Raw genomic sequence first — 21,225 nt, 5'->3', positions numbered from 1 at the left:
ATGAACCATCATCCATCCGCCTTACGCATCCTGTCGACCCAGTACGTGGCGCGAGACATACGCCTGTTCACCCTTGTCGACCCTGACGCCCGGCCGCTACCCGATTTCGATGCCGGCGCCCACATAGAGCTGCTGCTGCCCAACGGAATGGCCCGCTGCTACTCCTTGCTCAATGCGCCTGGTGAGACCTCGCACTATCAGATCGCCGTGCATCACTCCCCGACGGGCATGGGCGGCTCACGCTACATGCATGAAGCGCTGAACGAAGGCGATGTGCTAACGGTAACCGGACTGCGCAACCATTTTCCTTTGCATGAGGAAGCGCCCGGCAGCTGCTTCATCGCCGGCGGCATCGGCATCACGCCGTTCATCGCCATGGCCCGCCGCCTCACCTCCCTGGGCAAGCCCTGGGAAATCCATTACTGCGCGCGCACGCCGGACCACGCGGCGTTCGTTCCAGAGCTGCAAGCAATGGCGGATAGCGGCGGCAACACCCTGCACTGCCATTTCGATCAGCTGCCTGGTGGAAAACCGCTGGATATCCCGCAACTGGTACGGACGCGTCCGCCCGGCACGCATCTTTATTGTTGCGGGCCCAAGGGCATGCTCCAGGCCTTCGAGGCGGCGACGGCCGACATGCGAGCACGGTCGCATGTCGAATACTTTTCCGCCAAGACTGAAGCCGCCCTCGGCGACGGCTTCGTGGTGGAGCTCGCGCGCAGCGGGAAGGCGCTCGAAGTGGCGCCCGGCCAATCCATCCTCGACGTCGTCACGCGTGCCGGCATCAACGTACAGACATCTTGCCGCGAAGGCATCTGTGGCAGTTGCGAGACGCGCATCATCAGTGGCGAAGCCGATCATCGAGACTCCGTGCTCACGCCCGAAGAACAGGCGGGGAACACCACCATGATGATCTGCTGCTCGGGCGCCAAGACCCGAAAGCTTGTCCTGGACCTATGAACGATATGGCACGACGCGCATTCCTGGGCATGTCCCACTCCCCCCTGTTTGGCTTGAACCCGCTACCCGGCGAGACCGGACAGCGGCTCAGCGGCGCCATCCGCGACACGCGTCAACTGGTTCAAGCCTTTGACCCCGAGCTGATCATTCTGATCGGTCCCGACCACTACAACGGCTTCTTCAATGAACTCATGCCTCCATTCTGTCTGGGAACACGGGCAAGCTCGGTAGGCGACTATCTGACGCCTTCCGGGCCGTTGAACGTGCCCGAAGAGCAGGCGCTTTCCCTGGGCCGGCATCTCATGGACAGTGGCTTCGATGTAGCGATTTCGCGCCGCATGCAAGTCGACCATGGGTTTGCTCAGGCCCTCCAGTTCATGTGGGACGGCATCGATACGCCTCCGGTCATCCCGTTGTTCATGAATGCCGTCGCCAAACCCGGCATACCGCGGCTCACTCGCTGCAGGCAATTGGGTGCGAGCATCGGCCGCTGGCTCGATACGCTGCCGCAACGCATATTGGTGATCGGCTCCGGCGGACTATCACACGAACCTCCCGTTCCGACTCTGGAACATCCGGACGAGGCGGTGCGCGAACGCATAACCGTCAAACGCACGCCGACGCGAGACGAAGCGGATGCCAAAACTCGACGCGTCATGGCCGCCGGCATGGCGCTCGCGGCCGGCGATTCTGGAATGAAGCCCTTGGCTCCCGAATGGGACAGGCAATGGCTGGATGCAATAGAACAGTGCAATCTGGGTGCGCTCGAAGCCTTATCCGAAGATTCGATCGAACATGACGCAGGCCTATCGGCGCATGAATCCAAAACGTGGCTGATCGCCCGCGCCGCGACGGCTGAGGCGGCCACGACGGGCATTCGCCATTATCAAGCGATTCCGGAACTGATCGCCGGCTACGGCGTACTGTTCATGCACTGATGCGCGGCAACAATGAATCAGGAAAATGAAATGACCACTGCAACCCCACAACAAGTTCGGATTTGGGCGGAAGCATTGCGCCGGGCCGAGACCAGCCAAAAGCCGATTCCGCCCTTGCGCAACGAGATCCCCGACGCTGCGGCGGCATATGCCGTACAGCTATGCAACGTCCAGCACGCCGTCGCGAACGGCCGCCGCATCATCGGCCGCAAGATCGGCCTGACGTCATTGGCCGTTCAGAAGCAGCTGGGGGTGGATCAACCGGACTTTGGCACGCTGTTCGCGGACATGGTTTTCGGTGACGACGAACCGATTCCGCTGGCTCGCACTCTACAGCCCAAGGCTGAAGCCGAGATCGCGCTCGTTCTCGGACGCGACCTCTGTCTTGCTGATGCAACGTTGATCGACGTCATCAATGCCGTCGACTACGTGCTGCCCGCCATCGAAATCGTGAGCAGCCGCATTGCCGACTGGAACATCCGCTTTATCGACACGGTGGCCGACAATGCCTCGAGCGGGCTGGTCGTCGTGGCTGCGGTCCCCACCAAGCTGAATGGACTGGATCTCAAGTCATGCGCCATGCAAATGACTCGCAACGGTGAGACGGTATCCCAAGGCTCGGGCGCCGCCTGCCTCGGCCATCCGCTCAACGCCGCCGCATGGCTGGCCCGCAAGCTCGCCTCGCTGGGACAGCCTCTGCGGGCGGGCGATCTGGTGCTGACCGGCGCGCTGGGCCCCATGGCGCCGGTGGCCGCCGGCGAGCTCTTCGAAGCCACGATCACAGGCGTCGGATCGGTACGCGCGCAGTTCTGAATCGCGCGCATCTCGCGGCCCCGGCTGCTGCGCACGCATGCCTCCTTCACACAGAGAGATCATATGAGCAAGAAACTCAAGGCCGCCATCATCGGCAGCGGCAATATCGGCACAGACTTGATGATAAAAATCCTGCGCCATGGGCGAAACATCGAAATGGGCGCCATGGTGGGCATCGACCCCGGGTCCGATGGACTGGCAAGGGCCACACGTCTAGGCGTGGCGACGACCCATGAATCCGTGGAGGGCTTGCTGCGGCTGCCTGCGTTCGCTGATATAGACCTCGTGTTCGACGCCACCAGTGCGGGCGCGCATGTCAAGAACGACGCCTTGCTCCGCCAGGCCAAGCCGCACATTCGCATGGTGGACCTGACGCCCGCCGCCATCGGGCCTTACTGCGTACCCGTCGTCAATGGCGACCGGCACCCGGATGCGCCCAATGTCAATATGGTTACGTGCGGCGGTCAGGCGACCATCCCCATCGTTGCCGCCGTATCGCGTATCGCCCGGGTGCACTACGGTGAAATCGTCGCCTCGATCTCATCCAGGTCGGCCGGGCCGGGTACGCGCGCCAACATTGACGAATTCACGGAAACGACCTCGGCCGCCCTGCAAAGCATAGGCGGCGCAACGAAAGGAAAAGCCATCATCATTTTGAATCCCGCCGAGCCGCCCCTCATCATGCGCGACACGGTGTATGTGCTGAGCGACGTCGCCGACGAAGACACCATCGCCAAGTCCATACGCGACATGGTGGCGGCCGTGCAGGAATACGTGCCTGGTTATCGCCTGAAGCAGCCGGTGCAATTCGATCGGGTCAAGGACCTCAACGTGCCCGGCGTAGGCCGCTTGTCAGGGCTGAAAACCTCGGTTTTTCTTGAAGTCGAAGGAGCCGCCCACTACCTGCCGGCCTATGCGGGAAACCTGGACATCATGACCAGCGCCGCCTTGCGCACGGCGGAGCGCATGGCTTCGCGCGTAGACGGCTTCGCCGCCACCGCCTGAGTCGGGCCGGTTCACAAGAATATTTCGGGAAGAACAGCCATGAGCACCAAACTGTATATTTCAGACGTGACCTTACGTGATGGCAGCCATGCCATCCGCCATCAATACAGCGTCGCCGACGTGCGCCGGATCGCCGAGGCCCTGGACGGCGCAAAAGTCGATTCCATTGAAGTGGCCCATGGCGACGGCCTGCAGGGTTCGAGCTTCAACTATGGGTTCGGCGCGCATACCGATCTGGAGTGGATCGAGGCCGTCGCCGACGTCGTTCGGCATGCCAGGATCGCCACCTTGCTCATCCCCGGCATCGGCACCGTGCATGACTTGAAGGCGGCTTATGGCGCCGGAGCGCGCGTCGTCCGTGTCGCCACCCATTGCACGGAAGCCGACGTCTCCAGGCAGCATATCTCCTATGCGAGGGAACTCGGCATGGAGGCCGTCGGATTCCTGATGATGAGCCACATGAACAGCCCCGAAGGCCTGGCTCGGCAAGCGCAACTCATGGAGAGCTACGGCGCGACCGTTTGCTATGTGGTGGACTCGGGCGGCGCCATGAACATGGACGACGTCTCGGCGCGGGTACGGGCGCTTCGCGACGTCCTGCAGCCCGAGACGGCGATCGGTATTCATGCGCACCATAATTTGAGCCTGGGCGTCGCCAATTCGATCGCAGCGGTGCAAGCGGGGGCGATACGGATCGATGCATCGCTGGCCGGCATGGGCGCCGGCGCCGGCAATGCCCCACTGGAAGTCTTCATTGCCGCGGCGGAGCGCCTCGGCTGGCATCATGGCACCGATCTATATCGATTGATGGACGCGGCGGACGACATCGTGCGCCCTCTGCAAGACCGCCCTGTCCGCGTCGACCGGGAAACCCTTGCCTTGGGCTACGCGGGCGTATACAGCTCCTTTCTTCGCCATGCCGAAGCGGCGGCACAAAAGTACCAATTGCCGACCGTGGACATTCTGGTCGAGCTCGGCCGCCGCCGCATGGTCGGCGGGCAGGAGGACATGATCGTGGACGTCGCGCTCGATCTGCTCAGGCAGCGCCAGGACGCTTGAACCCCAATCGTGGAAAAACTCGACATGACAAGATTCACTGAAGCAAGCACCAGCAATTTCATTACCATTCAAGAGGCGGGCAAGAGCCTGTCCTTGCACTACAACGACATCGGCCTGGGCGGGCAGGTAGTGGCCATGCTGCATGGCTCGGGGCCGGGCGCCAGCGGCTGGGCCAATTTCCATCGCAATATCGATGCGCTGGTCGACAGCGGCTACAGGGTGATCCTCATGGACTGCCCGGGATGGAGCAAGAGCGATCCCATCGTCTCGACCGGGTCACGCTCGGACTTGAATGCGAGGTGCCTGAAAGGCTTGCTCGATGGGCTCGACATCTCCAAGGTCCATATCATCGGCAACTCGATGGGCGCGCATAGCGCGTCGGCCTTCGCCCTGGACAACCCCGACCGAATCGGCAAACTCGTGCTCATGGGCGGCGGAACCGGCGGCCCCAGCCTGTTCACCCCCATGCCAGCCGAAGGCATCAAACTGATCGGAAAACTGTATCGCGATCCGAGCATCGAGAATCTCAAGCGCATGATGGAGGTCTTTGTTTATGATGCCGGCAGCTTGAACGAAGAGATCTATCAGCAACGTCTGGACAACATCCTGGCTCGCCGCGACCACCTGGAGAACTTCGTCAAGAGCCTCGAAGCGTTTCCCAAGCAGTTCACGGACTATGGCCACCGCCTGGATGAAATCCAAACGGAAACACTCATCGTGTGGGGCCGCAATGATCGATTCGTGCCGCTGGACGTCGGCTTGCGCATCTTGGCGAATCTTCCCAACGCGCGCATGCATATTTTCAACAAGTGCGGCCATTGGGCGCAATGGGAACACGCTGAAGCATTCAATCGTCTAGTGGCGGACTTCCTCGCGCATTGAAGCCGGCGCGGCCATACGCCGTCCACGGCGGTAGCGGAGCAAGCCTATTCCTGGTTCAATTGCCTTGTACCGAAAGGCCATACGCCATGTCTCCGTCCGATGAAACCTCCGCTACTTACCGCCTCAATAAATCCTTGGTGAAGGGTTTGGCCCTGCTTACCGAGATGAATCGGAACCCCAACGCCAGCGGCACGATCAGCGAACTGGCCAAGTCGACGGGGCTGCACCGAACCACCGTCAAGCGACTGCTCGAAACACTCAAGCAAGCGGGCTATGTTGAGCACGACCTGGCCAATAATATTTACAAGCTCACGTTCCGTGTGCAGCAGCTCAGCTACGGCTATCGCGATACCACGCTGGCCATGGAAGTCGCCTGGCCCCACATGCGGACGCTGTCCCAGAAGATCGTCTGGCCCTGTTCGCTCGTCGCCCCCGAGGGAGACGAAATGGTGGTAAGGACCTCCACCAGGCCCTACAGCCGCCTATCCTTCCACCCGGGGATGCCCGGCCGGCGCATGCCTATGCTGACTACTGCGGCGGGGCGCGCCTATCTCGCCTACACCTCGGAAGCCGCCCGCCAGACCATCCTGAATATGCTGGGCAACCGCCCTGTGCCGGGCAATGCCGCGATGCGCGATTCCCGGTTCATCAAGGCGCTCATCGACCAGACCCGTTCCCAGGGGTACGGATCGAATTTTGGCGAGTGGGACGAAGAACCGAAGTTCGGCGCGTACGCCGTGCCCATATGCAATACCAGCGGCGAAGCCATCGTTTCGCTCAACGTCATCTTCCTCACTTCCGCACTGAAGGAGGCTGGCACGAAGGAAAAGCTTCTTGAAGCGCTGTTCGATGCCGCCAAGCGGATCGAAGTGGCTTACGCCGAAAGTTCGGCCCGTATGCCCGACGAACCGGGGCCGTCTCAGGCTTATCCTGATGAAGGCTGACGGAATGTGCCATCATTCCGTCAGACGTTGCCCTTCCGGCAAATACCCCGCAGCGAGCACCGCATTTGGGAGGAACGAGTGAACTTGACCTATCAATGGCTCCACGACACCGTACGCGAGCGTTTCGACTCGGACGAAGCCATGGAGGCCTTCTTGCCCCAGGCGCTTGCGGCCGACGAATTGAAGCGCAAAGGCGACGACCGGTATCTGTCTGCGATGACGCGGCGGGTATTCCAGGCCGGTGTGCAGCATTCCGTGGTCGACGCCAAGTGGCCTGACTTCGAGCAGGCGTTTTCGGGTTTCATGCCGGAGGCCATGGCCTTGCTCGATGAAGCAGACATCGAAGGCCACATGCAGAACCAACGCATCGTCCGCGACCGCGCCAAATTGCGGAGCATCCCCAGGAACGCCCGCTTCATCCTGGATGTGCGGCAGGAACGGGGCGGCAGTTTCGCCGCGTTCATCGCCGATTGGCCGGCCGCCGACATCATCGGCTTGTGGCGCCTGCTCGCCAAACGCGGCGCCCGCCTCGGCGGGCGTTCGGCGGCCGGGTTCCTGCGCCTGGTGGGCAAGGACACCTTCTTGCTCACCAGCGATGTGGTGGCGCGCCTGGCGGCTGCGGGCGTCGTCGCCCGCGAGCCCACGAGCCAGCGCGACCTGCAGGCCGTGCAGGATGCTTTCAATGCCTTGCGGCAAAGTTCCGGCAGGCCGCTGTGCCAGCTGTCGGCCATGTTCGCATTGAGCATCCACCCGGCCTGGTAGCGGGCCGGGCGGCCGTTCAAAAGGGATACGGCGGCGCGGAATTGCGCACGGTCACCCACTGCCATTGCGTGAACTCGTCCCAGTTCGCGGGCCCGCCGTGGCGCGATCCATTGCCCGATGCGCCGCGCCCGCCCATGGGCATGGTGCCGTCGTCGTTCACCGTCTGGTCATTGATGTGCAGCAGGCCCACCAGCAGCTGCTCGCCCAGGGCCATGCCGCGGCCGATGTCCCGGGTGTGCACGCCCGCGGACAAACCGTATTCGGTGTCGTTCGCAAGCGCAATGGCTTGCGCGTCGCTTGCGAAGCGGGTGATGGACACGACCGGACCGAAGATTTCCTCCCGGAACACCGGCATATCCGGAGTGACGTCCGCCAGCACCGTCGCGGGATAGAACAGCCCGTTCGGGACGCCTCCGGCCAGCAGCTTGGCCCCCTGCGCGATGGATTCGCGCACGATCCGGTCGACCCGGGCAACCTGCTGCGCCGTGATGATGGGCCCCAGGGCCACGGGCTCGGTGTGAGGATTGCCCACCGGCAAAGTCTTGGCTTTTTCCGCCATGCGCCGAGCATATTCCTGTGCCCTGCTCTCGTGCACCAAGTGGCGGCCGGCGCTCATGCAGATCTGCCCCTGGTGCAGCCAGGAAGCCCATGCGCCGCTGCACAGCGCAAGATCCATGTCCGCGTCGTCCAGGATGATCAGCGCATTCTTCCCGCCCAGTTCCAGCGCGACCTTTTTCAGGTGCCGCCCGGCCAGTTCGCCCACCCGGCGGCCCACCGCCGTCGAGCCGGTGAAGGACACCATGGTGACGTCGGGGTCCGTGACCAAGGCCTCCCCCGCCTGCGCATCGCCCGGCAGCATGTGGAAGACGCCCGGCGGCAAACCGGCGGCTTCCAGCATCAGGGCCGGCAGCACGCCGCCGCTGACGGGGGTCCGGGCATCGGGCTTCAACACCACGGCATTGCCGGTGGCCAATGCGGGCAGCACGGCCCGGCTGGTGAGCAGGAAGGGGAAATTGAAGGGCGTGATCACCCCCACCACGCCATGGGGCACACGGCGGGCAATGCTGCTGACCCCTTCATGGCTGGGCAGCACCAGGCCCCTGGGCTGGGTCAGCATGGCGGCCGCCTCGTGGCACAGATGCAGCACCGAATCGATCTCGAACATGGCCTTGGGCCGGACGCTGCCCGTTTCCCGGATGATCCAGGTGGCGTAGTCGTCCCGGTTGGCTTCGAGCAATTGGGCGGCTTTGCGGAAGATCTTGGCCCGTTCGCCGTAGGGCATGGCGGCCCAGGCTTTCTGCGCGGCCTTGGCCGTTGCGGCGCTGGCGCTTACATCCTCGGCGCCGGCGCGCGCCACCCGGGCCAGGACGTCGCCGGTGGCGGGCTCCATGACGGAAATCTCGCCGCCCGACAGAGTTTGCCATCCGTCGGCCAAGGCCTTGCCGGCCCAGTCGCATGCATTCAACAAGTTGCTCACTTCGACTCCTTCATCAATAGATGCCTGCTGTCTGAAATACTTAGAAGCCGTGGCGCTGGCTGATGATGTAGGAATGCATGCCGCCGTCCGCGGCCAGATTGGTGCCGCGCAGCCAGCCCGAGCCGTCGCTCAGCAAGAATGCCACCACCGGCGCGATATCGGTCGTGCGCCCCGGGCGGTCCATCACACGCATGTCTTCTTCCACACGAGCGCCCAGGGTTTCGACGAAATCCTTCAAAATGGGGGTTTCCACCGGGCCCGGACTCACCGAGTTCATGCGGATGCCGCGATCGCGCCACGTCCAGCGATTCTGCATGGTCCATACGATCAGGGCCTCTTTGGTAAAGAAATAGCTGCGCGCGCCTTCAATTCCGTGCTTCTTGCAAAATACGTCCACGCCGTCGAAATCCAGTGCTTCGCTGTCCCGGATGACGGGGATCGAATCCACCCATCCAGCGCCGGCCAGGGAAGCCAGGTTCACTATCGACGCATTATCGGCCAGCTTGGGCACGACCTGATGGGTCAGGTACTTCAAGCCCACCAGATTCACCAGCACGACTTGCGCCGCCGGCCGAGTGGGCGGCAAACCGGCGATATTGGCCAAGCCATTGATGCCGTCCGGCAACCGGGCCGCCAATTCGTCAATCGCGGCTTTGCTCGACAAATCGGCGCGGATGAATTGATCGACCTGGATCCGGGGCGGGTTGAGGTCGACGCCAATCACCTTCGCGCCCTGCGCCTTGACCACACGGGCGGTTTCTTCGCCCATTCCAGACGATACACCGGTGATCAGAAGAGTTTTACCCTGCAACATAGCTTGAGCTCCTTTCAGTGTTCAGCATTGGCGAAGCCGGATGCGTCCCGCAACCGCGCGGCCGATTCCGCGCCCTACACGTTTCGCCAACCACCTCGATTATTCCAGCCGCCTTGCATCCAGGCTTTATCGGGAGCGCATAAAGCTGTTTACTGTGAGGGAACGGGCGAGCCGTGGATTCGCGCCAGGCGAACAGCGCACTAGGGTTTCCCCGAGCTTTCATATTTGCCCCATACAAGGAAACATCGCGAATGATCTTCAGCCGCCGAAAGGAAGAGTCCGCAATGTCCGCAGAACTGGTTCTTTCCACCCATAGACTCAGTCCCAATGATACAGGGGTGGCGTGGCGGGACTGGGTGAACACGCTTTTCCATGGGCTGGAAGCCAGCTTGTACGGCGACACGGTCTTCGATGGCAGCATCCATGCCGCACGGGCGGGAAACGTCGTGATCACCAAGATGGAAGCCAACCGTCACCGTGTCGTTCGCACCAATCGGGCGGCGCGATGCTCCGACGCCGGTTACCTGAAAATCATCGCGCCCTGGGCGGGCTGCGCGGTCGTGGAGCAGCATGGGCGCCAGGCATGGGTGCGCCCCGGGGCCTGGGCCATTTACGATACGACGGGCAGCTACGAAGTGGCGAACCCCGAACGCTCGGAGCACCTGATCGTGATGCTGCCGAAAGAACGGCTGCTGGAAAGAGGCCTGCGCCTGGATCCGCTGATGGGGCGGACTATCGGCGGCGCTTCGGGCATTTCACGGGTGGCGCTCGAGACGATGCGCAGCACGTTTCAAGAGCTGCCCAACATGACGCCGCAGGCCGCGCTGGGTTCCGGCGACCTCCTCCTCGAGTTGGTACGTTTATCGCTGCAGGAGCTGAGCGGCCGAAGCACCGCCGGCACACAGCTGGAAGCCTTCAAAGATCGCATCCGCGACCACATTGGCAAGCACCTGCGCGACCCGGGCCTGTCGATAGACGGGATCGCGGAAGCGCTCGGCTGCAGCAAACGCAATTTGCACAAGGCCTTCGCGGACGAAGAAGACACCCTGGCGCATTACATCCTGCGCCGGCGGCTGCAATCATGCATCCGCGACCTGAAAGACCCGATGCATGCTGACAGAACCATCACCGACATCGCTTTTTCCTGGGGATTCAGCAGCTCCGCCTATTTCAGCCGCGTATTCCGCGAGCACACCGGCTTGTCGGCCAGCGATTTCCGGCAAGCGGCCAATCGCAGGGTGGCCCGCAGGCTAGGAGCTGCTCCACGCTCGATTCATGGGCATGCAGCTCCAGATGGAACACCCGCGGCGCCGGCTGGATCGGCCCCTTGACCTTGCGCGGGGCCTGAAGCATCGCACCAAGCTGACCGGCAGTCACCAGAGGATGCAACGCCGGAGGCATGGCGTATACCTGTAATTCCGTCAAATGCAAAATGTCTGATAATCAAATAATGCCAGATAACTGAAAAACAACTATGCTTGCGGCGGCAGATCCCGACGGATCCGCATACCCGCCAGCATCATCCCCTGCTGAAAACCCATGACCGATACACTCCAACACCTCAGTCAGCGACAGCGCGAATTCGCGCTGGAGCGCGATTGGGACCAGTTCCATTCGCCCAAGAACCTGGCGTCCGCGCTGATCGTGGAAGCGGGAGAATTGCTTGAACACTTCCAATGGATGACGGAAGAGCAAAGCCGAAGGCTCCCTCCCGAAAAGCTCGAGGCCGTTGGCACCGAGATCGCGGATGTTCTCCTCTACCTCATCCAGCTGAGCAACGTCCTTGGCATCGACCCTGTGAAAGCCGCACAGGCCAAGATCCAGGTCAACTCGGACAAATACCCTGTCGACCGCGCCAAGGGTAGCAGCAAGAAATACGACCAGCTTTGAATTGGTTGGGACGGGTGCAGCTGCTCTTTCGCCACGTTGATCCGCATGGCCACCTGCGCTACGGCTTGCCCATGTCGCTGACGCTCTTCATCGCTGTCAGTTGGCGTTTTTTTTCGCTGCAGCGCCCAGCGCACGGCCCCGGGCGACCATCTTTTTAGCGTCCAGCAGCGTTTCACAACCAGGGTCAAGGAAAAAATTCCGCTATGACCATAACGGCTTATGGTCGGCGTCTCATGGCGTCCGCTCAGACGATAATCGTAGCGGGCCGTGACGGCACCGGAGTCGACACCGCCACGCCGCCAGCTCATCGTCGGCAAGGCCGATCACGGCAGGACGTTCTTGAACAGCCTGCCATTCTTCATGATCGCGACGAAGTTCTTCTCTGGATTCGCAATGAGCTTGACGTCTGCGATGGGATCTCCTTCCACGAGCAGCAAGTCGGCGAGCGCCCCTTCTTCGACGACGCCAAGCTTGCCGGGATAGGGATTGCGCGGCCCCGACAGCGCGAGCAACTCCGCGTTGGTGCTGGTGGCCATCTTCAGCACTTCGGACGGCTTGTACCAGCGCGTCATCGTCGCCAGCATCGCCCCCTGATGGGCAGGCATCCTGGGCTCGAAAAGGATATCGGTGCCCCAAGCGACCTTGAGCCCGTATTTCTTTGCGAGTTCGTAAGCGTTGTCGGTTCCGGCGTATACCTCGAGCTGTTTGGCGCGCGACTCGCCGGTCTTCGGGTTGGAAAATTCGTTGTCGATAAAGGCCTGGAGACTCAACCAGACGCCCCGCTCGGCCATCAGCCGGGCGGTCGGCTCATCCATCAATTGACCATGTTCGATGACCTTGACACCGGCGCGGACGGCCGCCTGGATGGCGCGCGGCGTATAAGCGTGAACCGCGACATAGGTGCCCCAGTTCTCGGCGGCTTCGACGGCGGCGCGGAACTCACCCTCGGAGTACTGCGCGACGTCAATCGGATCGTAGTGCGACGACACGCCGCCGCCCGCCGCAAGCTTGATTTGGGTCGCGCCAAGCATCAACTGCTCACGGACGCGTTTCCGGACCTCGTCCTCGCCGTCGGCGATCACGCCGCCATTGATCGCTTCGCCACGGCTGAGCGCAGCGTTCCTTGCGGCGGGAACCTCGTACGGCATGCGAAAATCGCCGTGCCCTCCCGTCTGCGAAATCATCGCCCCGGAAGGCCAAATGCGCGGTCCATCCACCAGGCCTTCGTCAATGGCCCGCTTGAGTCCGAAGGCGGGACCGCTGAGATCGCGGACACTGGTGAAGCCCCGCATAAGCGTGTTGCGAGCCTCCTTGCCGGCGGCCAAGTTGATGTAGCCTATGTCGCTGGTCAACAGCACTGGCAATGGAACAGCCGCCATCATGGCATGCCAGTGCGCGTCGATGAGGCCGGGCATCAACGTTCGCCCGCCGCCCTGGATGATTTGCGTATCGGCCCGGCGGTCGACGGGAATCGGGCTGGTAGCGACCCGTTCGATCACGTTGCCCCGCACCAGTACATTCGATGGCGCGGAGAGCGTGTCGCTCTTGCCGTCGAAGATTCGCACATTCTCGAACAGCACGGTCGGTTTCAAGTCTTGCGCATGTAAAGCGGCTGGCGCAAGACAGCCGATCGCGAGCAATAGCTGCAGCTGCATCCCCTGCAAGAATCGCATGGTGTCCCCCTGATTTCCGGTTGAATTTATGAATAACGTGTTAGTAACGGCACGCCGCCAACCGCCTGCGAGCCTGCGCCGGCCTGATGCCGCCAATACCATAGCGACCAGACGCCATGTTTCTTGCCGACCGTTGATTGAATAATTGTAATAGAACGAAACGGAACTGGCAGGCGTGAAAGTCGGCGGTGCATTGCGCCGACACGCTCTACAATTTCAGTAGACTAAAAACGGCGTCTGGCGAATCGTTGAGTGACAGGCCAGGCACCGAACCCGTGGTCTCGATCGCCACCCCAGAAAACTTCATCCGTTCGTGCGTCAGGAATCCAGACTTAGTGGGTCATGTGCGGAGCGTGCTCTAACAACGTGCTGCGCAAATGCTCTGCTCGCTCCCGATCTTCTATCGTCGCAAGCCAAGCGAGCACGAAGGTGTAAAAGAATCCCAGCACGCATATGCTCTTCGAAGTATGCGTCGCTGCGGCCTCTTGGATGGGCGATGACATCTCGACAATCCGTCGTCGGCGTCGGATAGCGCTGCCGAGTCAGTCCGTAGCACAGGCGGTCGGACATGCTACGGATGTAGTCAGCGACATTGGACAGACGGCCGCACATGTCTGTGAGATGCATGAACAGAGTCAGTTCGACCGTGAAATCATCATGAACGGGGACAGCAAGTGCCAGGTTCGCGTTCAGCATCCCGATCGCTATGTTGAGCGCCCTGAGCCTATGACCTATACATCCTTCCAAGGGCTGATGACAGTCACACCGGCCGCTTCATAGGGCGATCTGTGGCGTGATGCCACGATGAAGCCCCGTGACGCCGCCACAGCCGCAATGTAGCCGTCTGGTGTCGGAAAACCACGCCCATCATTTCTGGCCGTTACGGCCAGGTCGGCGTAGCGGCGCGCTGCGTCCGTGTCGAACGGCAGAATCCGACCTTTGAACAGTTCCAGCAGTTCATTCATGGTGCGATCCAGCATGTTCTTACGCTTGCCTGCCGGCAGCGCCCGGACGCCAAACAGCAACTCGGCCAGCGTGACGTTCGACAGATACAAGGTTTCCGCCGCCTGGTCGTTCAGCCAGGCTCTTACGGTCGCGTCTGGCTCCGGTTTCATCGCCTCGGAAACGACATTGGTATCCAGAACAATCATTTAATCGAAGCTCAAGGGTTTGGCCGGCGTCTTGTCGCGCACACTTTCGAAGACGGCGAAATCTTCATTTATCAGGCCGATCTTGCGACCGATGGCAGCCAGGGCTTCGCCCATGCGCACCCTCTTTTCCGGCTTGACCGCTGCCGCAAGAATCTCACGCACCTCGGCTTCCGTACTGCGGCCATGCTCAGCCGCCCGAACGCGTAAAGCACGATGCACGTCATCCGGCACATTTCTTACAGTCAGGATTGCCATGATTCAAATCCCCCAATCTGCTGTCTATGACAGCAATTGTAGAATTATGCAGTCACCTGTACAGGTATCAAATGCTATGCCTCTTTCAACCCAGTTTCACCTTGTTAGCTTCCACTTGCCCCAGTAGTCGCGCCTCGTGCTGTTCCTGCTCGAACGATGCAGGCCTCGGTCGCATTACTCTGCCTTCATGACACGCCCTATCTCGTCCTGAGCGGCCTCGATTCGCCTCAGCAGGGCCGAGATTGCAAAGGTTGGATCGGTGTCCAACTTTTGGGATGCGGTTCAATTACGCGGGCTTAGGTGCTTTTTTTTCGTGCTACTACATGCCAGCCGGTGCCAGACGCCCAATCATCCCACTCAATTATAAATCACCTGAAAATATCCATGAAAATCAATATATTGACACCAAACCAATTTGCCGAACCATGAAAAATACCATGTTCAAATCATAGAGGTAGAGCGCGCTCTGTAGCGGCATCATCCGACCTGTCATCACCTGCCGAGGCCGTGGCCATCTGCCGCAACAGAATGGCTAGCTCAGCAGGGTTGCCGTCGCGGCGGACGTCAGCAAGCAGCTCCGCTGCATACGTCGGATGGGCGCGGAAGTGCTCGGCCATCGCCGTGTCATGCGGTCTGTCCTTCATTTAGTGTCATCCTCCCAAACGTGCAGCAACTCCGACAGACGTTGCATTTATCATAGCGACACGACTAAAACATCATGAGTCAATCTCATGATACCGGCAAGACTGTCATCAAGAAGCAATTTTTAACTGGGGAACGTAGAATATGGAAGTCTGAAAAATATCCGACTTTCATAACCAATAACGGGAGGGGCAATGCATCATATCTCACAAATTAGAATACAGAATTTCAAATCAATCGCGGACGGAACATTTCCACTTTCGCACTACACCCCCTTGGTTGGCTATAACAACGCTGGAAAAACTAATATTATTCGGGCTATTGGCTGGATAATCAAACGATCTAGCCTCGCGCCAGAAGACTTTCACCTTACCGATCAGCCAATTATTGTAGAAGCGGAAATCTCTGGCATAAGTGCTGAAGTGCTCGATGCGATTGGTGATGCTCACCGTGGACGTATCGAGCCCCTTGTCGTTGACGGTCAGATACGTATTAGGCGCACGCAAGCCACTCCAGGGCAGCCAGTTGCGGGGATACGATTTGAAGTATTAAGGCGAGAAGCCGGTCAAGATGAATGGGTTGCCAATCCAGCAGGAATCGACGCTGCAATAGGCGCTCTGTTTCCCGAGCCTATTTTTATTGGAGCGATGGAAAACGCCACAGAGGACGTAGCGAAATTTGGTAGCGGAACCACAATCGGCAAGCTTCTTAAAGAGATAATGGCTCCCGTCATTGATCGGCACTCGCCTGCTGTTGCTGAGGCACTGCAAGACGTCGGAAGGCGTCTTTCAGCCAACGCTGAGAATAAAGACGAAACTTTAGTCGATCTCGACGGCCGTATTCAAGGCGAGCTGTCCAAGCTATTCCCCGGTGTCTCCGCAAAGACGCACATACCTGTCCCAGATTTTTCTGATTTCATGAAATCAGCGACGATACGGATTTTCGAAGAGGGGTTCGAAAATCCCGACGGGAGGGATGCCTCGTCATTTGGGCATGGCGCCCAACGGTCTATACAAATAGCTCTTATTAAGTGTCTAGCCGAAGTTCGACGAGCCGGCGGTGGAAATGCTGGTAGAACGACGCTCCTTCTGATTGATGAACCAGAGCTCTATCTACATCCCCAAGCTATCGAAGTCGTACGCGCAGCTTTAAGCCGACTCGCTGGCGACGGCTATCAGGTGGTCATTACAACGCATTCAGCAAATATGATTTCTCGGGACGATGCCCCCAATACCCTTCTCATAAGAAGAAGCGCAGCTTTAGGGACAAGATGCTATCCACGAATAAAGGATGCGGTGGCAGCGGCAATTGATGATGCGCAGCATCAGTCAGAAGCGCTATTTGCCCTTTCAAACTCGAGTAAGATTCTTTTTTCCGAGCGAGTCGTAATAACAGAAGGAAAAACCGAACGCACAATTCTGCCTACAATATTTCACAACTCTTTTGGAACTACTCCCGGTGAAGATAAGATTGGGTTTGTTGATATCGGAGGAACTCCCAATATTCCAGACACTATAAAAGTGTTGCGGTCGATGGGCGTGCCTTGCAAGGCGATTGTAGATTTAGATTTTGCCTTTAGGATAGCTCCTCTTAAGGGTCTGCTCGCGCCCGATCATGCTGATCTCATCGCATGCAAAGCAATACTGGAGGAATTAAGAAATGGCGGCCACATTGGCCTTGATGCAGATGGGCTTCCTACTAGACATAATGGAATGCCCGCTGCGGCGGCCTTCGAAAGACTTGCCCAAGAAGAAAACGCAATAGACTGCATTGCAAGATTGCATGAAGAGTTGAAAGCAATGGGCATTTGGCTATGGACGAAAGGCGCGATTGAAGCGCACCTTGGTATAGCCAAAACAAGTGCAGCCCACATAACCTTCATGACCAGCCTTTCTAATGAGGAATACAAAGCTGGCCTTCCCGACTACCAATCTGTTAGCAGAGCAATGGATTGGTTGCGCCTTTAATTGATATATTTAACGGCCCGTTTAGGGCCGTTTTCATTTTTTCTTGAACACTATTCGGCTCATAATCGCTCTTGTCTGATGCTGAAGTTCTCTGAACTGCATCATCAACGCTTCCACGTCAAATGGCCGGGCACCCTGACCGCGCTTTTCCGCTAGCCATAATTTCAATAGCCCAGCGAGCCGCCCAAAGTCGGCATTTACTTTGACAAGGTCACGAACAGCATCAAGATCGGCTATTGCTCCTACACGGTGATTTAATCCGGCCGCACGCATGTAGGCTGACCGAGACAAACCCGCACTATTTGCCCTTGCGTCGATCTCCGCCTTTTCCTCATCGGTAACCCAAACTTCAATGGGTTTGCCGCGCCTACGGGCTCTTTGCTCTAACTCCACGGTACTCGCTCCTCCTTTTGGTGCTTCTCCGTTTGTCATCGCGGCAGCGACGGTTAGCCTCGCAGAGCAAGATGCCGTCGAACCGAAGGTGAGTAAGGGGCGGTGTTGGATGGGGACGGGCTTGCCCGTACCCGTACAACACACATCTTGCCTGCTACCTCTCTGCGATTCTAAGCGACTGGAGCAGAATCGCCAGTAAAATATGGCGTAGTCGCGTACATTCGCGCTAATTCGCATACATTCGCGTAGCATCGCATTAATCAATTCTTCTAATCGCATAGAATCGCGTACATTCGCATAGAAACGCGTTTTCGACTGAGCTCATGAGCATCAAAGACGGTCTGACACCAAAAGGGGGCTTTGAGAGGCCATCCCCTATGCCAGCCAAATCTAAGCCTTGTAAATTGCTAGACTCAGGTGAGAACATAGCCTCCGTTTACGCGCTTTTTTTCGAAACTCGATCATCAAGAAACAACGGAGTAATCATGGCACGAAAAACCCTCGCAGAGCGCCGTTCTGATGCCCTTTCGGAGCTTGAAATGGCGAAAGCCAGACTGGCAAAACTCGACAATGAGGCAGCAGAAAGAATCGGAAGAATTGCAATAAAGTCAGGATTGGTTAATCTTGAGCTGACGGACGATCAAGTCCGGGAAGAATTCGACAAAATCGTGGAAAGGATCAGCAAGGGGAATTGATCATGAAGACAGCTCACCGCATCAGCGCATTGGCCAATCAACTCAACGAACTGCAAGCCTGCCTCGGTCGAGCCAGCGGGCGGCCTAGCGACAGCGTTATGGAAGCCCAGCGCATAGCGGCCGAGCTGGCTTCTTCACTCGAAGATTGGCACCTTGAAACGCTACACATTCCTGAACCGGAGCGTGACCTCTACCGCGCACAGAATCCCTATTACGCTGCCCACTGACACCGCGCACTGCCCTATCAAAAGCTCACTTCGGTGGGCTTTTTTTTGTCCGCAAAATGTATCAAAACGGACAACCAAGCTCGTTCCGCTCGTCATGAAAAACGCGATCAAAATCATAGCGTTGAGAAACAATCTCGTGCAGATTGACGGACAGTTTACGGACATAAATCATTGAATTCTATGCGGATACAAGATTATCCGCATATTTAAAACCGCTCCATATCGGTCAATAATCAAACCTCGGACGATGACAAAATGAGGTATTCGGTATGGAAATAGAATCGCAAAAAACGTCGGCTTATGCCGCCCGAAAATTCGGTCGAGGCGCGGCGCTCGCTCTAGCAATGGCAAGCGCAGGCCTTGGTGTAAGTCTCTACATGGCACCGGCTCCGGCCTATGCCATCTACTGCTCGAACTGCTCGACGTTCTATCAGCAGATGTACGAGTACGCCGAAGCGGTCAACACGCAACTGAACACGGCCCAGCAGTTGCAGACGCAGATCCAGCAGTACGACAACATGATTAAGCAGGGCATGTCACTGCCCAGCCGCATGTTCAACACCATCACTGGCGACCTTCAGCGCGTGGCCAGCGTCTACAACTCGGCGCAGTCGCTCGGCCGCAACATCAGCAATCTGGACGAACAGTTTCGCCAGCAGTTCAAGGGCTATGACAGCTATCTGAACTCGATTGGCCAAGGGCAAAACAACATGCCGCAGCGCTATCGGGACTGGGCACAATCCGGCTTCGATAACGCCCGCACGGCCATGCAGGCCGCTGGCGTAAATACAAGCACATTCGAGGATGAGAACGCGATGCTGGATCAGTTGGTGAGCCGTTCGCAGTCGGCCGTTGGCCGTCAGCAGGCCATTCAAGCCGGGAACGAGATTGCGGCGCAGAACGTGCAGCAGCTCCAGAAACTGCGCGATCTGGTGGCCACGCAAATCACCCTGCAAGGCAACTACATGGCGCAGCAAAACGAACGACAGTCCGTTAGCGATGCCTCCGAACAGCAATTCCGCAGCCGTGAAAATACACGCGGCCCGTCTGAGGGGTTCTAACCATGATGATTTCTAAGGCGCTGATTGCCGCCCTCTGCCTCGTCTCGGCCCTTGGTGGGTCGGCACTGACGGCCGTAGTTGTCACGAACACCGCCGCGCCGGAATGCGCAGCGGTCGGCAATGGCCATCAGGATGACCAATTCCGCAGCCGCCCAAACACTCGCGGCCCGTCTGAGGGGTTCTGACTATGCGACGTTCAACCGTTTTCGCACTTGTCGGTGCGGTGCTCTTGCTATCTGCAACTAGTGCGATGGCTGCCGGGGTTGATTTGGCGCAGAGCAACACGTCTATGAACAGCCTTCTGCGGCTGATTCAGAACGCTTCAAACCAATGGGCACCGCGCCTGCATGACTACGCCTTGTGGCTCTTGGGATGCCTTGCCGTCATCCAGTTAGTTTGGACATTTGCTCCTTTGGTCATGCGCGGAGCTGAGCTGAGCGACATCCTCCATGAGCTGGTGAAATTCATCCTCGTGATAGGGTTCTTCTATGCGATGCTCGATCACGCGACCGAGTGGGGCGGAGCCATCGTCAACAGCTTCCGGCAGGCCGGGGCGCACGCGGCAGGGTTGGGTAGTGCGGAGCTGATGCCGGGGGATATGTTCTCAACTGCTGTGGACTTTTCACGGCAGGTGCTGACGGCCGGTGTTTCGATGTTCAGCCCAATCACATCGGTTGTAGTGGCCGTATCTGCATTGATCGTCCTGATGTGTTTTACGTTTATAGCGGCTCTGGTATTCGTGACGCTGGTAGAGGCCTACGTCATCATCAATGCCGCCGTCCTGTTTATGGGTTTCGGTGGCTCTCAATGGACACGCGAATATGCACTGGCTCCCATTCGCTATGCCGTTGCGGTAGGTGCCAAGCTGTTTGTCCTGACTCTGATTGTGGGTCTGATCATGCAGGTTTCCGCAGAATGGTCGGCAGCCTACACCAACGACGAAGCGTCGTTGATGACCTTGGTCGGCCTGTCTTTGGTGTGCGCCTACCTGACCAAAACCATCCCTGAACTGATCGGCGGCATGATTAGCGGCACGTCGATGGGCGGCGGCTCTGCAATTGGGGGCATGGCCGCAGCCGGTGCAGCCGGTGCAGCGGCCGCAATCGCTACTGTTGCAACAGCAGGGGCAGCAGCCCCGGCCGCAGGAGCACTAGGGGCCGCAGGAACTGGCGGAGTCGCTGCCAGTGCCGCGGGTGGTGGACTGGCCTCCGCACTGAACGCCAGCATGGCAGGCGGCAGTACCGCAGGGGGCATCGGTGGTGCGACGGGCGTCGGCAGCGCTGGAATAGGCGCAAGCACAGGAGGGGGCAGCGGTGCGGCCGCAAAGGCCGCAGGTTCTCGCGTCGGGGGTGGTGCCGCGTCAGGATCGGCGAATCCAGTGTCGGCGGCCGCTTCGCCAGCTAGCCAAGATGTCAAGGGTCATCCAAATTTCCCCATCCATGGTCATTCAATTTTCCCCACCCTAGTTCCCGTCATTCGACGGAGGGGGTTTCAGCGGGTCTGACCAGGCCCGCTTTGAGCTTGTCTTTCAGGCGGTAAGAATTTCCTCGTATGTTCATAGTGATGGCATGGTGCAGGACCCGGTCCAGAATCGCGGTGGCTATCACCCGGTCCCCG

23 protein-coding genes are annotated in these 21,225 nt (G+C 59.1%); 15 read left to right on the top strand and 8 right to left on the bottom strand.

All coding sequences use genetic code 11. From position 1 onward, the window contains the following. The 8 genes from H0A72_RS13600 to H0A72_RS13565 all read left to right on the top strand — a co-directional run bounded on the left by H0A72_RS13600 (position 1) and on the right by H0A72_RS13565 (position 7,363). Complete coding sequence (locus H0A72_RS13600) at positions 1-960, top strand: PDR/VanB family oxidoreductase (RefSeq protein ID WP_180156198.1); 960 nt, start codon at positions 1-3, stop codon at positions 958-960. Then, positions 957-1,898 (top strand): 3-carboxyethylcatechol 2,3-dioxygenase, encoded by a 942-nt coding sequence (locus H0A72_RS13595; protein ID WP_180156196.1) that lies wholly within the window; start codon positions 957-959, stop codon positions 1,896-1,898. The genes H0A72_RS13600 and H0A72_RS13595 overlap by 4 nt, the downstream gene beginning before the upstream one ends. Positions 1,899-1,928: 30 nt before the next feature. Then, complete coding sequence (mhpD, locus tag H0A72_RS13590; RefSeq protein ID WP_180156194.1) at positions 1,929-2,711, top strand: 2-keto-4-pentenoate hydratase; 783 nt, start codon at positions 1,929-1,931, stop codon at positions 2,709-2,711. 63 nt (positions 2,712-2,774) lie between these two features. Next, positions 2,775-3,716, top strand: a complete 942-nt coding sequence (locus tag H0A72_RS13585) for an acetaldehyde dehydrogenase (acetylating) (RefSeq protein ID WP_180156192.1) — start codon at positions 2,775-2,777, stop codon at positions 3,714-3,716. A 39-nt stretch (positions 3,717-3,755) separates the two neighbouring features. Continuing rightward, a complete protein-coding gene (dmpG, locus tag H0A72_RS13580) occupies positions 3,756-4,775 on the top strand; it encodes a 4-hydroxy-2-oxovalerate aldolase (RefSeq protein WP_180156191.1) in 1,020 nt (339 codons plus the stop codon). 24 nt (positions 4,776-4,799) lie between these two features. Continuing rightward, the gene (locus H0A72_RS13575; RefSeq protein WP_180156189.1) at positions 4,800-5,657 is read left to right on the top strand and encodes an alpha/beta fold hydrolase; all 858 of its coding nucleotides are present in this window, start codon (positions 4,800-4,802) and stop codon (positions 5,655-5,657) included. Positions 5,658-5,743: 86 nt separating this feature from the next. Next, positions 5,744-6,601 carry an IclR family transcriptional regulator domain-containing protein gene (locus H0A72_RS13570; protein ID WP_180156187.1) on the top strand — a complete coding sequence of 286 codons (858 nt, stop codon included), beginning with the start codon at positions 5,744-5,746 and terminating at the stop codon, positions 6,599-6,601. Positions 6,602-6,679: 78 nt separating this feature from the next. Next, a complete protein-coding gene (locus H0A72_RS13565; protein WP_343060111.1) occupies positions 6,680-7,363 on the top strand; it encodes a DNA-3-methyladenine glycosylase I in 684 nt (227 codons plus the stop codon). 16 nt (positions 7,364-7,379) lie between these two features. On the opposite strand, the gene H0A72_RS13560 is transcribed toward H0A72_RS13565, so the two are convergent. Together H0A72_RS13560 and H0A72_RS13555 are read right to left on the bottom strand one after the other, a co-directional pair. Beyond that, positions 7,380-8,831, bottom strand: a complete 1,452-nt coding sequence (locus H0A72_RS13560; protein WP_246436825.1) for a benzaldehyde dehydrogenase — start codon at positions 8,829-8,831, stop codon at positions 7,380-7,382. 49 nt (positions 8,832-8,880) lie between these two features. Then, a complete protein-coding gene (locus tag H0A72_RS13555; protein ID WP_180156185.1) occupies positions 8,881-9,654 on the bottom strand; it encodes a coniferyl-alcohol dehydrogenase in 774 nt (257 codons plus the stop codon). Between the two features lie 284 nt (positions 9,655-9,938). Between H0A72_RS13555 and H0A72_RS13550 the strand changes: the two genes are divergently transcribed. Beyond that, positions 9,939-10,985, top strand: coding sequence for an AraC-like ligand-binding domain-containing protein (locus H0A72_RS13550; protein ID WP_180156722.1), 1,047 nt, complete (start codon positions 9,939-9,941; stop codon positions 10,983-10,985). A gap of 208 nt (positions 10,986-11,193) precedes the next feature. Further along, positions 11,194-11,544, top strand: coding sequence for a nucleotide pyrophosphohydrolase (locus tag H0A72_RS13545; RefSeq protein ID WP_180156183.1), 351 nt, complete (start codon positions 11,194-11,196; stop codon positions 11,542-11,544). A 323-nt stretch (positions 11,545-11,867) separates the two neighbouring features. Here the strand turns inward: H0A72_RS13545 and H0A72_RS13540 are convergent, their stop codons facing one another. From H0A72_RS13540 to H0A72_RS13525, 4 genes are all read right to left on the bottom strand, one after another. Next, positions 11,868-13,217 (bottom strand): metal-dependent hydrolase family protein, encoded by a 1,350-nt coding sequence (locus H0A72_RS13540; RefSeq protein ID WP_180156181.1) that lies wholly within the window; start codon positions 13,215-13,217, stop codon positions 11,868-11,870. A gap of 731 nt (positions 13,218-13,948) precedes the next feature. Then, positions 13,949-14,368, bottom strand: a complete 420-nt coding sequence (locus H0A72_RS13535) for a type II toxin-antitoxin system VapC family toxin (RefSeq protein ID WP_180156177.1) — start codon at positions 14,366-14,368, stop codon at positions 13,949-13,951. Continuing rightward, a complete protein-coding gene (locus H0A72_RS13530; protein ID WP_180156176.1) occupies positions 14,369-14,623 on the bottom strand; it encodes a FitA-like ribbon-helix-helix domain-containing protein in 255 nt (84 codons plus the stop codon). 446 nt (positions 14,624-15,069) lie between these two features. After that, positions 15,070-15,267 carry an addiction module antidote protein gene (locus tag H0A72_RS13525; RefSeq protein WP_180156174.1) on the bottom strand — a complete coding sequence of 66 codons (198 nt, stop codon included), beginning with the start codon at positions 15,265-15,267 and terminating at the stop codon, positions 15,070-15,072. A 192-nt stretch (positions 15,268-15,459) separates the two neighbouring features. Here H0A72_RS13525 and H0A72_RS13520 point away from each other — a divergent pair, with 192 nt between their 5' ends. Then, complete coding sequence (locus tag H0A72_RS13520; protein ID WP_180156173.1) at positions 15,460-17,232, top strand: ATP-dependent nuclease; 1,773 nt, start codon at positions 15,460-15,462, stop codon at positions 17,230-17,232. 33 nt (positions 17,233-17,265) lie between these two features. On the opposite strand, the gene H0A72_RS13515 is transcribed toward H0A72_RS13520, so the two are convergent. Then, a complete protein-coding gene (locus tag H0A72_RS13515; RefSeq protein ID WP_246436809.1) occupies positions 17,266-17,625 on the bottom strand; it encodes a plasmid mobilization protein in 360 nt (119 codons plus the stop codon). Positions 17,626-18,110: 485 nt separating this feature from the next. On the opposite strand from H0A72_RS13515, the gene H0A72_RS13510 reads away from it, so the two are divergent. The 4 genes from H0A72_RS13510 to trbL all read left to right on the top strand — a co-directional run bounded on the left by H0A72_RS13510 (position 18,111) and on the right by trbL (position 21,112). Next, entirely contained in the window at positions 18,111-18,320 is a 210-nt protein-coding gene (locus H0A72_RS13510; RefSeq protein WP_000101767.1) for a TraC family protein, read from the top strand. A 2-nt stretch (positions 18,321-18,322) separates the two neighbouring features. Continuing rightward, on the top strand, positions 18,323-18,547 hold the full coding sequence (locus H0A72_RS13505; RefSeq protein WP_172773525.1) for a hypothetical protein: 225 nt from the start codon (positions 18,323-18,325) through the stop codon (positions 18,545-18,547). 269 nt (positions 18,548-18,816) lie between these two features. Then, a complete protein-coding gene (gene trbJ, locus H0A72_RS13500; protein ID WP_156865778.1) occupies positions 18,817-19,608 on the top strand; it encodes a P-type conjugative transfer protein TrbJ in 792 nt (263 codons plus the stop codon). Between the two features lie 187 nt (positions 19,609-19,795). Beyond that, on the top strand, positions 19,796-21,112 hold the full coding sequence (trbL, locus tag H0A72_RS13495) for a P-type conjugative transfer protein TrbL (RefSeq protein ID WP_425502474.1): 1,317 nt from the start codon (positions 19,796-19,798) through the stop codon (positions 21,110-21,112). On the opposite strand, the gene H0A72_RS22020 is transcribed toward trbL, so the two are convergent. Then, positions 21,081-21,225: ATP-binding protein (locus tag H0A72_RS22020; RefSeq protein WP_246815001.1), on the bottom strand; the 145-nt coding region annotated here is incomplete at its 5' end. The two genes, trbL and H0A72_RS22020, sit on opposite strands and share 32 nt — an antisense overlap.

It is taken from the genome of Parapusillimonas granuli, from assembly GCF_013416525.1.
Taxonomy (GTDB): Bacteria; Pseudomonadota; Gammaproteobacteria; order Burkholderiales; family Burkholderiaceae_B; genus Parapusillimonas; species Parapusillimonas granuli.
Note: the sequence above shows the minus strand (reverse complement) of the source record. Positions and strands in the feature narration are given on the sequence as shown.

Coding starts and splice junctions, on each gene's coding strand:
- H0A72_RS13600 (WP_180156198.1), top strand. CDS start 1: ATGAACCATCATCCATCCGCCTTACGCATCCTGTCGACCCAGTACGTG.
- H0A72_RS13595 (WP_180156196.1), top strand. CDS start 957: ATGAACGATATGGCACGACGCGCATTCCTGGGCATGTCCCACTCCCCC.
- mhpD (WP_180156194.1), top strand. CDS start 1,929: ATGACCACTGCAACCCCACAACAAGTTCGGATTTGGGCGGAAGCATTG.
- H0A72_RS13585 (WP_180156192.1), top strand. CDS start 2,775: ATGAGCAAGAAACTCAAGGCCGCCATCATCGGCAGCGGCAATATCGGC.
- dmpG (WP_180156191.1), top strand. CDS start 3,756: ATGAGCACCAAACTGTATATTTCAGACGTGACCTTACGTGATGGCAGC.
- H0A72_RS13575 (WP_180156189.1), top strand. CDS start 4,800: ATGACAAGATTCACTGAAGCAAGCACCAGCAATTTCATTACCATTCAA.
- H0A72_RS13570 (WP_180156187.1), top strand. CDS start 5,744: ATGTCTCCGTCCGATGAAACCTCCGCTACTTACCGCCTCAATAAATCC.
- H0A72_RS13555 (WP_180156185.1), bottom strand. CDS start 9,654: ATGTTGCAGGGTAAAACTCTTCTGATCACCGGTGTATCGTCTGGAATG.
- H0A72_RS13550 (WP_180156722.1), top strand. CDS start 9,939: ATGTCCGCAGAACTGGTTCTTTCCACCCATAGACTCAGTCCCAATGAT.
- H0A72_RS13545 (WP_180156183.1), top strand. CDS start 11,194: ATGACCGATACACTCCAACACCTCAGTCAGCGACAGCGCGAATTCGCG.
- H0A72_RS13540 (WP_180156181.1), bottom strand. CDS start 13,217: ATGCGATTCTTGCAGGGGATGCAGCTGCAGCTATTGCTCGCGATCGGC.
- H0A72_RS13535 (WP_180156177.1), bottom strand. CDS start 14,368: ATGATTGTTCTGGATACCAATGTCGTTTCCGAGGCGATGAAACCGGAG.
- H0A72_RS13530 (WP_180156176.1), bottom strand. CDS start 14,623: ATGGCAATCCTGACTGTAAGAAATGTGCCGGATGACGTGCATCGTGCT.
- H0A72_RS13525 (WP_180156174.1), bottom strand. CDS start 15,267: ATGAAGGACAGACCGCATGACACGGCGATGGCCGAGCACTTCCGCGCC.
- H0A72_RS13520 (WP_180156173.1), top strand. CDS start 15,460: ATGCATCATATCTCACAAATTAGAATACAGAATTTCAAATCAATCGCG.
- H0A72_RS13510 (WP_000101767.1), top strand. CDS start 18,111: ATGGCACGAAAAACCCTCGCAGAGCGCCGTTCTGATGCCCTTTCGGAG.
- H0A72_RS13505 (WP_172773525.1), top strand. CDS start 18,323: ATGAAGACAGCTCACCGCATCAGCGCATTGGCCAATCAACTCAACGAA.
- trbJ (WP_156865778.1), top strand. CDS start 18,817: ATGGAAATAGAATCGCAAAAAACGTCGGCTTATGCCGCCCGAAAATTC.
- trbL (WP_425502474.1), top strand. CDS start 19,796: ATGCGACGTTCAACCGTTTTCGCACTTGTCGGTGCGGTGCTCTTGCTA.